The 13,783-nt window shown below is 60.8% G+C and carries 11 protein-coding genes; 5 read left to right on the top strand and 6 right to left on the bottom strand.

The genetic code is table 11. From position 1 onward, the window contains the following. The first annotated feature begins 93 nt into the window (after positions 1-93). The 3 genes from AB9L16_RS12995 to AB9L16_RS12985 all read left to right on the top strand — a co-directional run bounded on the left by AB9L16_RS12995 (position 94) and on the right by AB9L16_RS12985 (position 3,739). The gene (locus AB9L16_RS12995) at positions 94-1,473 is read left to right on the top strand and encodes a UDP-glucose 6-dehydrogenase (RefSeq protein ID WP_375123708.1); all 1,380 of its coding nucleotides are present in this window, start codon (positions 94-96) and stop codon (positions 1,471-1,473) included. 244 nt (positions 1,474-1,717) lie between these two features. Beyond that, complete coding sequence (locus AB9L16_RS12990; protein WP_375123768.1) at positions 1,718-2,896, top strand: MFS transporter; 1,179 nt, start codon at positions 1,718-1,720, stop codon at positions 2,894-2,896. Positions 2,897-3,052: 156 nt separating this feature from the next. Next, positions 3,053-3,739, top strand: a complete 687-nt coding sequence (locus AB9L16_RS12985) for an HPP family protein (RefSeq protein ID WP_375123707.1) — start codon at positions 3,053-3,055, stop codon at positions 3,737-3,739. Positions 3,740-3,765: 26 nt separating this feature from the next. On the opposite strand, the gene AB9L16_RS12980 is transcribed toward AB9L16_RS12985, so the two are convergent. Beyond that, the gene (locus AB9L16_RS12980) at positions 3,766-4,761 is read right to left on the bottom strand and encodes an IS110 family transposase (protein WP_150638880.1); all 996 of its coding nucleotides are present in this window, start codon (positions 4,759-4,761) and stop codon (positions 3,766-3,768) included. Positions 4,762-5,261: 500 nt separating this feature from the next. On the opposite strand from AB9L16_RS12980, the gene AB9L16_RS12975 reads away from it, so the two are divergent. Both AB9L16_RS12975 and AB9L16_RS12970 read left to right on the top strand, forming a co-directional pair. Continuing rightward, entirely contained in the window at positions 5,262-6,368 is a 1,107-nt protein-coding gene (locus AB9L16_RS12975; RefSeq protein WP_375123706.1) for an enoyl-CoA hydratase/isomerase family protein, read from the top strand. Between the two features lie 3 nt (positions 6,369-6,371). Then, the gene (locus AB9L16_RS12970) at positions 6,372-7,523 is read left to right on the top strand and encodes an acyl-CoA dehydrogenase family protein (RefSeq protein ID WP_310215973.1); all 1,152 of its coding nucleotides are present in this window, start codon (positions 6,372-6,374) and stop codon (positions 7,521-7,523) included. A 362-nt stretch (positions 7,524-7,885) separates the two neighbouring features. Here the strand turns inward: AB9L16_RS12970 and AB9L16_RS12965 are convergent, their stop codons facing one another. From AB9L16_RS12965 to AB9L16_RS12945, 5 genes are all read right to left on the bottom strand, one after another. Continuing rightward, positions 7,886-8,659, bottom strand: coding sequence for an enoyl-CoA hydratase (locus tag AB9L16_RS12965; RefSeq protein ID WP_375123705.1), 774 nt, complete (start codon positions 8,657-8,659; stop codon positions 7,886-7,888). A gap of 15 nt (positions 8,660-8,674) precedes the next feature. Beyond that, positions 8,675-9,802, bottom strand: a complete 1,128-nt coding sequence (locus tag AB9L16_RS12960; protein WP_375123704.1) for an acyl-CoA dehydrogenase — start codon at positions 9,800-9,802, stop codon at positions 8,675-8,677. Positions 9,803-9,944: 142 nt separating this feature from the next. Further along, positions 9,945-11,138 (bottom strand): acetyl-CoA C-acyltransferase, encoded by a 1,194-nt coding sequence (locus AB9L16_RS12955; RefSeq protein WP_375123703.1) that lies wholly within the window; start codon positions 11,136-11,138, stop codon positions 9,945-9,947. Positions 11,139-11,150: 12 nt separating this feature from the next. After that, positions 11,151-11,912: an SDR family NAD(P)-dependent oxidoreductase gene (locus AB9L16_RS12950; RefSeq protein ID WP_041480381.1), complete on the bottom strand. Its 762-nt coding sequence runs from the start codon at positions 11,910-11,912 to the stop codon at positions 11,151-11,153. 18 nt (positions 11,913-11,930) lie between these two features. After that, on the bottom strand, positions 11,931-13,595 hold the full coding sequence (locus AB9L16_RS12945; RefSeq protein WP_375123702.1) for an AMP-binding protein: 1,665 nt from the start codon (positions 13,593-13,595) through the stop codon (positions 11,931-11,933). Between the last annotated feature and the right edge of the window lie 188 nt (positions 13,596-13,783).

Here is a 13,783-nt window from a genome sequence, read left to right as displayed (position 1 = left end):
GAACGGTCTGTTTGCTGCTTTATCAGCACGGTAGGCGAACTGAAACATCGCGCTCTTATGTTCAGTCCAGGGAACTGCGAGCAGGAGTGCGGCATGAAGATCACGGTGTTTGGCAGTGGTTATGTCGGTCTGGTGCAGGCGGCGGTGCTGGCCGAGGTCGGTCACGAGGTCGTGTGCATGGATGTCGACGCGCAGAAGATCGAGCAATTGGGCCAGGGGCACGTCAGTATTTACGAGCCGGGGCTGGCCAGTCTGGTGCGCGAGGGCCTGGATTCGAAACGCCTGCAATTCACCACTGATGAGCGGCTTGCGGTGTTGCATGGGCGGGTTGCGTTCATCGCGGTGGGCACGCCGTCACGCGAGGATGGTTCGGCGGATCTGCGCTACGTCCTGTCGGTTGGCGACGCGATTGCCCGGCATCGCGAGCAGCCATTGATCGTGGTGGAAAAGTCCACGGTGCCGGTGGGCACGGGCGACGCTTTGCGCAGCCACATCGAAAAGGCCCTGATCAAGATTGGCCGCCTGCTGCAATTCGATATTGTCTCCAACCCGGAATTTCTCAAGGAAGGTTCAGCGGTTGCTGATTGCCGGCGACCGGATCGCATCGTCATTGGTTGCGAAGGCGCTGAAGTGCGCGATGTGATGCGCGATCTGTACGCGCCGTTCAACCGCAACCATGACCGCATCCTGTTCATGGACTTGCGCAGTGCCGAGCTCACCAAATACGCCGCCAACTGCATGCTGGCGACCAAGATCAGTTTCATCAACCAGATCGCCGAACTCGCCGAGCACCTGGGCGCAGATATCGAAGCAGTGCGCCAGGGCATCGGTGCCGATACGCGGATTGGCTATCACTTTATCTACCCGGGTTGCGGCTACGGCGGTTCGTGTTTTCCCAAAGACATGCGCGCGTTGATTCACAGTGCCGAACAAGCGCACTGTTCCAGCGACTTGCTGCAAGCGGTGGAGGCGATCAACCAGCGCCAGAAGCACAAGCTGTTCGAGCGCATCAACGCGTTCTACCGGGGCGATTTGCGCGGCAAGACCTTTGCCCTGTGGGGCCTGGCGTTCAAGCCCAACACCGACGACATGCGCGACGCGCCGAGCCGGGTTCTGCTCGAAGACTTATGGGCTGCCGGTGCCAGTGTGCGTGCGTTTGATCCGGAGGCCATGGTCGAAACGCAGAAGCTCTATCCGGATGAGTCGAAGCTGACGTTGATGGGCACGCCGGAATCGGTACTGGCCGGCGCCGATGCGCTGATCATCTGCACCGAATGGCAACAGTTCAAGGCCCCGGATTTCGAGCTGATCAAACAGCGCCTCAATAGCCCGGTGATCTTCGACGGCCGTAACCTGTACGACGCCGAGCGCCTGACGCGCAATGGCTTTCAGTATTTCCCGATGGGGCGCGGTGAATCGTGCAAGTTGCCGATCACCTTGCGGCAGTGGCCCGCGGCTTCGGATGTGGCTTGAACTGGCCCTGTGGGAGTCATTGCAAATTGTGAGCTACACAGACCCTGTGGGAGCGAGCCTGCTCGCGAATACGGTATGTCAGCGACATAGCAGGTGACTGATCCGCCGCCTTCGCGAGCAGGCTCGCTCCCACAGGGAAATCATGTGCTCCGAGAGACGCTGGTGTATCAGCTTGACCGGTGGCGGCTGCCCAGAGAGGATGGCGTTCGCCCTAGGCAATCCGAATATGGACATTCCCCCTCCCTTGGCCATCTATTCGCCGTTCATTCGCCGGTTGATGATCAGCTCGCTGACCGTGGTCATCAGCCGCGCCCTGGTCAGTCCGCTGCTGACGCTGTTCCTCAGCAACAAGCTTGGCCTCGATCCGCAGGATGTCGGCTTGCTGCTCGGCATCGCCGTGTTCAGCGCAACATTGCTGTCGCTGTACGGTGGCTACATCATCGACAAGCTGGACAAGCGCCAGTTGCTGGTCCTGGCCATGCTCTCCAGCGGTATCGGCCTGATCCTGCTGACCTTCGCGCAGAATCTGTATGTGGTCACCCTGGTGCTGATCATCAGCGAAACCGCGTCGGCGCTGTTCCTCATCGGCTCCAAGGCGATCCTCAGTGAAAACCTGCCGGTGGGCCAGCGGGTCAAGGCGTTTTCCCTCAATTACACGCTGACCAATATCGGCTACGCCGTCGGCCCGATGATTGGCGTGGTGATTGCCGGGGTGCAGCCGTCCGCGCCGTTCATCGTTGCCGGTGCGATCGCCATTGGCAGTATTTTTCTGCTGCTCGGCGCGACCAGGGATGCCAGTCCGATAAGTTCCGGCAGTGCGCCGCAAAGTTTCCTCGACACGCTGATGATCCTGAAAAACGACCGTACCATGGTGCTGTTCACCCTCGGTTGCCTGCTCAGCACATTGGTGCACGGGCGCTTTACGCTGTACCTGTCGCAATACCTGCTGGTCACCCACACCCAGCAACAAACGCTCGACACCATGGCCGCCCTGCTCGCCTGCAACGCAATCACAGTGATCCTGCTGCAATACCAGGTCGGTCGCTGGCTCAGTCGCGAACACCTGCGTCACTGGATTGCTGGCGGCACTGCGCTGTTCATCGTCGGGTTGATTGGCTTCAGTGTGGCGGACAGCCTGCTCGGCTGGTGCGTGGCGATGTTCATCTTCACCCTGGGCGAGATGATCATCTACCCCGCCGACTTCCTCTTCGTTGACACCCTCGCACCGGAGGCACTGCGCGGCAGCTACTACGGCGCGCAGAACCTGTCAGCGCTTGGCGGGGCTGCCAGCCCGGTAATGTGCGGTTTTCTATTGATGCACACGCCTGCGCCAAGCATGTTCTACGCCTTGAGCGGCTTGGCGGCGCTGGGCGGTTATCTGTGCTTCGTCAGCGCTCGGTGCACCGCTTCAATGCAAAAATAGTGCACTAAAACTGCATTTATATGAATTTGTCAGCATCGATTTTGATCGGCAAACTACGCGCGTTCCTCCCCCAATGTTGGAACGCTTCTAGGGCTTTCCGGATATGCCGGACAAGTCCTTTTTTTTGCCCCGGATTTTGTAAAGGATCAGTTCTACATGCTCGCTCGCTGGTTGCCCGCTGCCATCAACACCCGCCCTACTGAATGGAGCCGTGCCGCGATCGGCATGGCCCTGGGCACGCTGTTCAGCGTGTGGATGTGCGCGCAGGTGTTCGGCCATGACGTTGCGTTTCACCTGGTCGGCCCGCTCGGCGCTTCGGCGGTGCTGCTGTTCGCGGTGTCCTCGGGCGCCCTCGCCCAGCCATGGTCGATTCTTGGCGGCTACCTGTGTGCTGGCGTGGTCGCCTTGCTGGTCGCCCATGTTCTTGGCCGTACGCTGGGCAGCGCCTGCCTTGCTGCCGGCATGGCGGTGATTCTGATGTGCTGGCTGCGTTGCCTGCACCCACCGGCCGGCGCCTTGGCGTTGACGCTGGTGCTAGCCGACCCTGCGACCATCGCCATGGACTGGAAAGCCATGGAGCCGGTGATGCTCGGCGCCCTGTGCATGCTCGCCAGCGCGCTGGCCTATAACAACCTGACCCGCATCCGCTATCCGAAACGCGCTGCTGACCCGGCTCCGCCAGTGGTCCCGATCGATAGCCAGGCGATCACCGCCGCAGACCTGAAACTGGCGCTGGCCGACATGGAAGCCTTCATCGACGTCACCCCCGAAGACCTCGAACGCCTGATTCACGCCAGCGAACTGCACGCCAAGCGCCGCAGCATTACCGAAACGTTCAGATGATCCCTTTGTAGATACTCTGTTCACGGTCAAGCTTTTTGGGTGTGTTTATCGCTAAAAAGCTTGGCTGTACTGAAGTCTTCGCCTGCCCGCATGCAGGCCCATAGTCCGGTCAGGTATTTGCGCATGACTGCGACGATAGCCTGCATCTTCCTCTTTCCTCGAGCCACCAAGGCTTCGTAAAACGCTTTAACGTTCGGGTCGCAACGTATGGCGGTCAGCGCAGGCATGTACATCGCTGATCGCAAATAGGCATTGCCGCCCTTACTTATCCGGCCGGGTTTATCAATGCTGGTGCCTGATTGCGTGAGTCGGACATCGAGTCCGGCATGGCGGCTGACCTGCGCTGACTTGAGCGTTACCGGTAAGGTCGTCAGTTCAGCCAGCGCCGCAAATACTGAGATCTCACCCATGCCAGGGGCGGCGATCATGTGGGCGAACTGGGCGCTCAACGTTGGGCAGTTGTCGATCAATGCACGACCCGCTAGTCGGAAACGCTCGATTCGTTTGTCAAAGGCGTTGATGGCTTCTTCTTCGTCTTCAATCAGCATCAGAAGAGTTGTTTGAGTGGCTTTTAGTGCATGCAGCTCGTTTTTGGCGCGGGTGCGATGACCCGTCAAACGATTGATGTGGCGACCGATAGCGCGTAGCTCAAGCTGTATTGAAGTGGGCGGCGTCCACAACCTTGGGCTCATGCGTTCGCCGTACTCAGCTAATAACTGGGCATCGATTGCGTCCGTTTTGCTGTTTTTCAGCATCAGCTTTGCAAAGTTGTGAAAACTCTTCGGATTGATAACCGAGACTGGCAAACCCGCCGCAGCGAGCTCCATGGCCAAGTCCAGGTAGTAGATTCCGGTGGCTTCCATCACCACAGATATAGGCTTGAGCTCAAGTAACTTGCCGACAGCAGCTTTGCGCCCCGCCGGTGTCTGGTCGATATTGCACTGACCTGCAAAACGGCCGCCATTGCGCCAGCCCATCGCTGTAGTGCGAGATCCCACATCCAAACCGACGTGCATGTTCATGCTTTCAACTCCAAGAGAACTGAGTTAAAAATGCTTCCTGGTTCCCCTGACCTCGAACTTCATGCCACTGCAACCTTGTAATGCGAAGTCCGACTCGTCGGCTTCTCGATACTCTTCGTGGTGGGCAATGAGGCGGGGGGACCTCTCTACATACAAGGTCAGGAGCAAGTCCTGCCTTAAGGAGCGATCGGTCTCCCCCAGAAACACATCTTCGTATGTCGCACCAGCGAGCTTAGATCTCATTCATGCTGGTGTGTGGGGAACATACAAGGAGCTGACGAGTGCAACGAGGCTGCGATCTGTTGATTTCAAAAAACAAGATCAAAAGATCGCAGCCTCGTTGCACTCGTCAGCTCCTACACGGACAGCGGCGCTAAGAGAAAAACGCAGATTCCCCCTGCACATATCCCCGTTGTACACGACAAATTTGCACTGTTACGATCCGCTAACGCCCGCGCGCGGGCTTTTCGAATAAAGACAATAAAAGCAGGGAGTTACTGATGACAGCTCAGGCTTCATCCCGGCGGACCCCGTCCATGGATGCCATGCAAAACGACGTGCTGGCCGAGGTGCGCAATCATATCGGCCACCTGACCCTCAACCGCCCAGCGGGCCTTAATGCAATCACCCTGGACATGGTGCGTCTGCTGCAACAGCAGCTCGATGCCTGGGCGTCTGACGCCGATGTGCACGCCGTGGTATTGCGCGGCGCTGGTGAAAAGGCCTTCTGCGCCGGTGGCGATATTCGTTCGCTGTACGACAGCTACAAGAGCGGCGACACGCTGCACGAAGATTTCTTCGTCGAGGAATACGCCCTCGACCTGACCATTCATCACTACCGCAAACCGGTGCTGGCCCTGATGGACGGTTTCGTCCTCGGCGGTGGCATGGGCCTGGTGCAAGGCGCCGATCTGCGTGTGGTCACCGAAAAGAGCCGTCTGGCGATGCCGGAAGTGGCCATCGGTTATTTCCCTGATGTCGGCGGCAGTTACTTCCTGCCGCGCATCCCCGGTGAGCTGGGGATTTATCTGGGCGTCAGCGGCGTGCAGATTCGCGCCGCCGATGCGCTGTACTGCGGCCTCGCCGACTGGTACCTGGACAGCAGCAAACTGGCGCTGCTCGACGACAAGCTCGACCAGATGGAGTGGCAGGACACGCCGCTCAAGTCGCTGCAGAACCTGCTGGCCAAGCACGCCGTGCAAACTCTGCCCAATGCACCCCTCCAAGTGTTGCGCCCGGCCATCGACCATTTCTTTGCCCTGCCCGACGTGCCGAGCATGATCGAGCAATTGCGCGCCGTCACTGTCGCCGACAGCCATGAATGGGCGGTCAGCACGGCGGATCTGCTGGAAACCCGCTCACCGCTGGCCATGGCCGTGACCCTGGAAATGCTCCGTCGCGGCAGACATTTGAGTCTGGAGAATTGCTTTGCGCTGGAGCTGCATCTGGACCGCCAGTGGTTTGCCCGAGGCGACCTGATCGAAGGCGTGCGCGCCCTGCTGATCGACAAGGACAAGTCACCGCGCTGGAACCCGCCAACCGTCGCTGAGCTGGACGCTGCGCAGGTTGCGAGCTTCTTCCATGGTTTTGATGAGAGCGGGAGCTGAGTCATGCACGATCTCGAACTGACTGAAGAACAAGTGATGATCCGCGACATGGCCCGGGATTTTGCCCGTGGCGAAATCGCACCCCACGCCCAGGCCTGGGAAAAGGCTGGCTGGATCGACGACGCCCTGGTGACGAAGATGGGTGAGCTGGGCTTGCTCGGCATGGTTGTGCCGGAGGAATGGGGCGGCACCTACGTCGATTACGTTGCCTATGCGCTGGCGGTTGAGGAAATCTCTGCCGGCGATGGCGCGACCGGCGCGTTCATGAGCATTCACAACTCGGTGGGCTGCGGCCCGGTGCTCAACTACGGCAGCGACGAACAGAAACAGACCTGGCTGGCCGATCTGGCCAGTGGGCAGACCATCGGTTGCTTCTGTCTGACCGAACCCCAGGCCGGCTCCGAAGCACACAACCTGCGCACCCGCGCCGAACTGCGCGACGGCCAATGGGTGATCAACGGTGCCAAGCAATTTGTCAGCAATGGCAAGCGGGCGAAACTGGCGATCGTCTTCGCGGTAACCGATCCGGACTTGGGCAAGAAAGGCCTGTCAGCGTTTCTGGTGCCGACCGACACGCCGGGTTTCATCGTCGATCGCACCGAACACAAGATGGGCATCCGTGCTTCCGACACTTGCGCGGTGACGCTGAACAACTGCAGCATCCCCGAGGCCAATCTGCTCGGCGAGCGTGGCAAGGGCCTGGCGATTGCCCTGTCCAACCTTGAGGGCGGACGCATCGGCATCGCCGCGCAGGCATTGGGCATTGCCCGGGCAGCGTTTGAAGCGGCGCTGGCCTACTCGAAAGACCGGGTGCAATTCGACAAGCCGATCATCGAGCACCAGAGCATCGCCAATCTGCTCGCGGACATGCACATGCAGATCAACGCCGCGCGGTTGCTGATCCTGCATGCAGCGCGGCTGAGGACGGCGGGTAAACCATGCTTGTCCGAGGCTTCGCAGGCCAAGCTGTTCGCTTCGGAAATGGCCGAGAAGGTCTGTTCGTCGGCGATCCAGATTCATGGCGGCTATGGCTATCTGGAAGATTACCCGGTCGAGAAGTACTACCGCGACGCGCGGATTACCCAGATCTATGAAGGGTCGAGCGAGATACAGCGGATGGTGATTGCGCGGGATTTGAAGAACTATCAGCTGTAATGGCGTTGGCCCTTCCCCTCACCCCAGCCCTCTCCCCAGGGAGAGGGAGCCGACCGAGTCGGTTACGGATTCAGCGGCAACCTTTCAGGTCGGCGTAATTCGCCCATATCACGCGGTCAGTCCCCTCTCCCCAGGGAGAGGGAGCCGACCGAGTCGGTTACGGATTCAGCGGCAACTTTTCAGGTCGGCGTAATTCGCCCATATCACGCGGTCAGTCCCCTCTCCCCAGGGAGAGGGAGCCGACCGGGTCGGTTACGGATTCAGCGGCAACCTTTCAGGTCGGCGTAATTCGCCCATATCACGCGGTCAGTCCCCTCTCCCTGGGGAGAGGGCTAGGGTGAGGGGCTTTTGAAGCTCACACACTATTTGCCTTGGAATTCAGCCTCACGCTTGGCAATAAACGCCGCCATCCCTTCCTTCTGATCCTGCGTCGCAAACGCGGCATGAAACACCCGCCGCTCGAAACGCACGCCTTCGCTCAGGTTGACCTCGAACGCCCGATTCACGCTCTCCTTGATCATCATCGCAATCGGCAGTGACTTGCCGGCGATCACCGCCGCGACTTTCAGCGCCTCATCAAGCAGCTCATCGCTCGGCACGATCCGCGCGACGATGCCGCAGCGCTCGGCTTCGACCGCGTCGATCATGCGGCCGCTCAGGCACATTTCCATGGCTTTGGCTTTGCCCACGGCGCGGGTCAGACGCTGGGTGCCGCCCATGCCCGGCAGCACGCCGAGGTTGATTTCCGGCTGGCCGAATCTGGCGTTGTCGCCCGCCAGGATGAAGTCGCACATCAGCGCCAGTTCACAACCGCCGCCGAGGGCAAAACCATTGACCGCGGCGATAATCGGCTTGCGGCGGTTGGCCACGCGATCGCTGTCGCTGAACAGATCGTCCATGTAGATCTGCGGATAGGTCAGCTCAGCCATTTCCTTGATGTCGGCGCCGGCGGCGAAAGCTTTTTTCGAACCGGTGAGGACGATGCAGCCAATGTGCGCATCGGCTTCCAGCGTATCGAGGGCGTGGTTCACTTCGCTGACCAGCTGCGCGTTCAGCGCGTTCAGCGCCTGCGGCCGGTTGAGGGTGATCAGGCCGACGCGGTCGCGGGTTTCCAGCAGAATCGTTTCGTAAGTCATGAATAAAATTCCTTGTCAGAGATTGCGCGAAATGACCATGCGCTGAATGTCGCTGGTGCCTTCGTAGATCTGGCAGACGCGCACGTCGCGGTAGATGCGTTCCAGCGGGAAGTCGTTGAGGTAACCGTAACCGCCGAGGGTTTGCAAGGCCATGGAACAGACCTTCTCGGACATTTCCGAGGCGAACAGCTTGGCCATCGACGCTTCGACCAGCGCCGGTTGGCCGCTGTCACGCAAGGCCGCGGCGTAATGCACCATTTGCCGGGCGACGGCAATTTGCGTGGCCATGTCCGCCAGGCGGAACGCCACGGCCTGATGCTCGATGATCGGCTTGCCGAAGGTGTCACGCTCGCGGGCGTAATCACGAGCGGCTTCGAACGCGGCGCGGGCCATGCCGACGGCTTGCGAGGCGATACCGACGCGGCCGCCTTCAAGGTTGGCCAAGGCAATCTTGTAGCCCTCGCCCTCCTCGCCCAGCCGATTGGCCACCGGCACTTTCACATCTTCAAAAAGAATCTGGCAGGTGTCGGACGCGTGCTGGCCGAGTTTGTCTTCAACCCGCGCGACCTTGTAGCCCGGGGAGTCGGTCGGCACGATAAAGGCGCTGATCCCGCGCTTGCCGGCGCTCGGGTCAGTCACGGCAAACACGATAACGATGCCGGCGTTCTGCCCGGAGGTGATGAACTGTTTGCAACCGTTGAGCACGTAGTGATCGCCTTCCAGGCGGGCGCGGGTTTTCAGGCTGCTGGCATCGGAACCGGCCTGCGGTTCGGTCAGCGCGAAGGCGCCGAGCATCGCGCCGCTGGCCAGCGGTTTGAGGAAGCGCTCGCGCTGATCGTCATTGCCGAACTTGAGAATCGGCACGCAGCCGACCGAGTTGTGCACGCTCATGATCGTCGAGCAGGCACCGTCGCCTGCGGCGATTTCTTCCAAAGCCATGGCGTACGCGAGGTAGCCTGTGTCACAGCCGCCCCACTGCTCCGGCACGAGCATGCCGAAAAAGCCCAGCTCAGCCATCTCGGCGATGGCTTCCTTGGGGAAACGGTGCTCGCGATCCCACTCGCCGGCGAACGGCTTGAGCCGCTCCTCGGCAAACTGCCGGGCCATGTCGCGGATCTGGGTCTGGTCTTCGTTGGGGATCATGGTGATTCCTTGAAATCTGAGTACGACATTGAACCCTGTGGGAGCGAGCCTGCTCGCGAAAGCGGTGTATCAGTCACGCATGTGCCGGCTGAAACGACGTCTTCGCGAGCAGGCTCGCTCCCACAGTTGATCGGCGATGCCTTCAGTAAACGCATTCCACGGCCATGGCCGTGGCTTCGCCGCCGCCAATGCAGATCGCTGCAATGCCGCGCTTGAGTTGTTTCTGCCGCAGCGCCGCGAGCAACGTCACCAGAATCCTCGCTCCCGACGCACCGATCGGATGGCCCAGCGCGCAGGCGCCGCCGTGCACATTGAGCTTGTCGTGGGGAATCTCCAGGTGCGTCATCGCCGCCATGCCGACCACGGCAAACGCCTCGTTAACTTCAAACAGATCCACCTGATCCAGCGCCCAACCGGTCTTGTTCACCAGTTTCTTGATCGCGCCAATCGGCGCGGTGGGAAACAGGCCCGGTGTATCAGCGAACGCAGCATGCCCATGGATCACCGCCAGCGGCTTGAGGCCCAGTTGCTGCGCGTGGGACTGGCGCATCAGCACCAGCGCTGCCGCGCCGTCGGAAATCGAGCTGGAGTTGGCTGCGGTGACCGTGCCGCCCTCGCGGAACGCCGGTTTCAGCGAGGCGACTTTGTCGAGTTTGGCTTTTGGCGGCTGTTCATCATTGCTGATCACCACCTGCTCTTTGCCGACAGTCACAGTCAGCGGGACGATTTCGTCCTTGAAGCTGCCGTCCTGGATCGCCTGTTGTGCGCGGGTGGTCGAGGTAATGGCGAAAGCGTCCTGCGCCTCGCGGCTGAAGCCGTTGGCCTCGGCGCAATCCTCAGCGAAGGTGCCCATCAGGCGGCCCTTGTCGTAGGCGTCTTCGAGGCCGTCGAGGAACATCGAATCGAGCACGCGGCCATGGCCCATGCGATAGCCGGCGCGGGCACGATCGAGCAGGTACGGCGAGTTGGACATGCTTTCCATACCGCCGGCGATCACCACGTCGGCACTGCCGGCAAGCAGCATGTCGTGAGCCATGATGGTGGACTGCATGCCCGAGCCGCACATCTTGTTCACCGTGGTGCAGCGCGTCGATTTATCCAGCCCGGCGCCCAGCGCAGCCTGACGTGCCGGCGCCTGACCGAGGCCGGCGGGCAGTACGCACCCAAACAGCAGTTCATCAACCGCGTCGCTGGCGACACCGGCGCGTTCGACCGCAGCCTTGATCGCCGCCGCGCCGAGTTGCGGTGCGGTGAGGCTTTTCAACTCGCCCTGAAAACCGCCCATCGGTGTGCGGACAGCGCTGACGATAACAATCGGATCATTGGACATAGTCATGACTAATCCTCCTTACTTGGCGGCCATGCGCAAGGCGCCGTCGAGACGGATCACCTCGCCGTTGAGCATGCTGTTTTCGATGATGTGGCGCACGAGCGCGGCGTATTCGGCAGGCTTGCCCAGACGCGGCGGGAATGGCACGCCGGCGGCCAGCGAGTCGCGCACTTCCGGGGTCATGCCGGCCATCATCGGCGTTTCGAAAATGCCCGGTGCGATGGTCATCACGCGGATGCCGAAGCGCGCCAGCTCGCGGGCGGCCGGCAGGGTCAGGCTGGCGATCGCGCCTTTCGAAGCCGAGTACGCAGCCTGGCCAATCTGGCCGTCGAACGCTGCGACCGAGGCGGTGTTGATGATCACTCCACGCTCGCCGTCAGCATTGGCTTCGCTCTCGGCGATCGCCGCCGCAGCCAGGCGCAGCATGTTGAAACTGCCGATCAGGTTGACGTTGATCACTTGAGCAAAACTGCTCAGGGCGTGCGGGCCGTTCTTGCCGAGAATTTTCTCGCCGCGAACGATGCCGGCGCAGTTGATCAGGCCGTTGAGGCTGCCAAATGCGGCAACGGTCGCCTGCACAGCGGCTTCGGCGGCGGCTTCATTGCTGATGTCGGCAACCACGCTTTGCGCACCCAGGCGCTGAGCCTGAGCGGCGACGGCTTCAGCGTTCATGTCGACCAGCATGACTTTGGCGCCGGCACTGACCAGCAATTCAGCGCTGGCGGCACCGAGGCCTGACGCGCCACCGGTGACGATAAAAACCTTGTTCTCGATCTGCATGACGGTGTTTCCTTGGATTCAAGCTGAAACTCTGTGCGCCGCGGCCTCTTGAGCCTTGGCGATTTCCTGGTTGCGCAAGATAAAGCGCTGCAATTTGCCACTCGGGGTTTTGGGCAGCTCGCTGACAAATTCGATTTCACGCGGGTACGAATGCGCGGCCAGACGCTTGCGTACGTGTTGGCGCAGTTCTTCCGCCAACTCCGGCGCGGCGCGGTACTGCGCGCTCAGCACGACAAAGGCTTTGACCAGTTCGGTGCGTTCCGGGTCGGGTTTGCCGACGACCGCCGCCTCGACCACGGCCGGGTGTTCGATCAGCGCACTTTCCACGTCGAACGGGCCGACGCGGTAGCCCGAAGTGGTGATCACATCATCACTGCGGCCGACGAAGCTGATGCTGCCGTCCGGGTTCCACTCCACGGTGTCGCCGCTTAGATAGTAGTTGCCGACGAAGGCCTTGGTCGGCGCACCTTCGTAGCCGCCGAACCAGCACATCGGCGACTGCGGGCGGTCGATGGCGAGGATGCCCGGCTGACCGACGTCGAGTTCGTTGTACTGCTCATCGAGCACGACAATGCGATGGCCCGGCGAAGCGAAACCAGCGGCGCCGACATGCACCGGGTGCTCGAGGCCGTGGTGGTTGCACAGCACCATGCCCAGTTCGGTCTGGCCGTAATGGTCGTGGATGACCACGTCGAGGTTGTCGGCGAACCAGCGGATCACTTCCGGGTTCAGCGGCTCACCGGCGCTGCTGACGATGCGCAGTTTGCCCTTGATCGATCTGGCGAACTCATCGCCACCGGCAATCAGCAAACGATAGGCAGTGGGCGAGCCGGTGAGATTGGTAATGCCGTATTTGTTGATCACCCGGCAGGTGCTTTCGAGGGTGAACGGGCCATCATAGAAGGTAATCGGGTGCCCCAGCGCCAACGGCCCGGTGACGCCGAAATAGATGCCATAGGCCCAGCCCGGATCGGCGACGTTCCAGAACGCGTCTTCGGGGCGCAGGTCCACCGCATCGCGGGTGTAACTCTGGAAGGCGACGATGGCTTTGAGCGGCACTGACAGCGCTTTCGCCGGCCCTGTGGTGCCCGAGGTGAACATCAGCAGGAACGGGTCTTCACCGGTCAGCAATACCGGCTCGCAGACATCGGAATAGTTGGCCAGCTCAGCCCAGAAACTGAAATCACCGCGAACGATGCCCTGCCCTCTGGCGCCGGCCACGGTGACGATGGTCGGGCATGCGCTGACTTCACTGAGCTTGGGCCGATTGAACGCATCGGTGACCACGATTTTAGCCCCCGAGCTGTTCAGGCGATGTTCGAGGGCTTTGGGGCCGAATGCGGTGAATAGCGGCTGATACACCGCGCCGATGCGCCAGGTGGCGAGCACGGTGATGAGCAATTCGACGTTGCGTGGCAGCAGGCCAGCGACTTTATCGCCCTTCTGCACGCCCTGGGCGAGGAGGAAATTGGCGAAACGCGCGGCTTTGTCTTGCAGATCAGTGAAGGTGTAAGTCGCACTTGAGCCGTCGCGACCTTCCCAGAACAACGCAATGCGCCCGGGCAAGGCATGGCGGTCGCAACATTCAACGCAGGCGTTGAGTGCCGCCAGCGTGCCGCTGAGCGACGCATCGACGGTGTGCTGATAGTTGAACTGTTCGGTGGCAGACAAGTAATCGCGCATTGCCAGAATCCCTCGGTGTTTTTATTAGGCTGGGAACCGTAAACAACACAGGGATAGTCGCGCCGCGCGGGCCTTGGGGCAATGGTCAAAGCTATCAACGTGGTTGACTGGTTTGGCCAAGAGGTTGCGGCCGCATGCCCTGTAGGAGCTGACGAGTGCAACGAGGCTGCGATCTTTTGATCTTGATT

The sequence above is a fragment of the Pseudomonas sp. LW8 genome, from assembly GCF_041956865.1.
GTDB classification, from domain to species: domain Bacteria; phylum Pseudomonadota; class Gammaproteobacteria; order Pseudomonadales; family Pseudomonadaceae; genus Aquipseudomonas; species Aquipseudomonas siliginis.
The sequence above is the reverse complement of the archived record's forward strand: the minus strand, read 5'-3'. Positions and strand labels throughout refer to the sequence as shown.

Coding starts and splice junctions, on each gene's coding strand:
- AB9L16_RS12995 (WP_375123708.1), top strand. CDS start 94: ATGAAGATCACGGTGTTTGGCAGTGGTTATGTCGGTCTGGTGCAGGCG.
- AB9L16_RS12985 (WP_375123707.1), top strand. CDS start 3,053: ATGCTCGCTCGCTGGTTGCCCGCTGCCATCAACACCCGCCCTACTGAA.
- AB9L16_RS12980 (WP_150638880.1), bottom strand. CDS start 4,761: ATGAACATGCACGTCGGTTTGGATGTGGGATCTCGCACTACAGCGATG.
- AB9L16_RS12975 (WP_375123706.1), top strand. CDS start 5,262: ATGACAGCTCAGGCTTCATCCCGGCGGACCCCGTCCATGGATGCCATG.
- AB9L16_RS12970 (WP_310215973.1), top strand. CDS start 6,372: ATGCACGATCTCGAACTGACTGAAGAACAAGTGATGATCCGCGACATG.
- AB9L16_RS12965 (WP_375123705.1), bottom strand. CDS start 8,659: ATGACTTACGAAACGATTCTGCTGGAAACCCGCGACCGCGTCGGCCTG.
- AB9L16_RS12960 (WP_375123704.1), bottom strand. CDS start 9,802: ATGATCCCCAACGAAGACCAGACCCAGATCCGCGACATGGCCCGGCAG.
- AB9L16_RS12955 (WP_375123703.1), bottom strand. CDS start 11,138: ATGACTATGTCCAATGATCCGATTGTTATCGTCAGCGCTGTCCGCACA.
- AB9L16_RS12950 (WP_041480381.1), bottom strand. CDS start 11,912: ATGCAGATCGAGAACAAGGTTTTTATCGTCACCGGTGGCGCGTCAGGC.
- AB9L16_RS12945 (WP_375123702.1), bottom strand. CDS start 13,595: ATGCGCGATTACTTGTCTGCCACCGAACAGTTCAACTATCAGCACACC.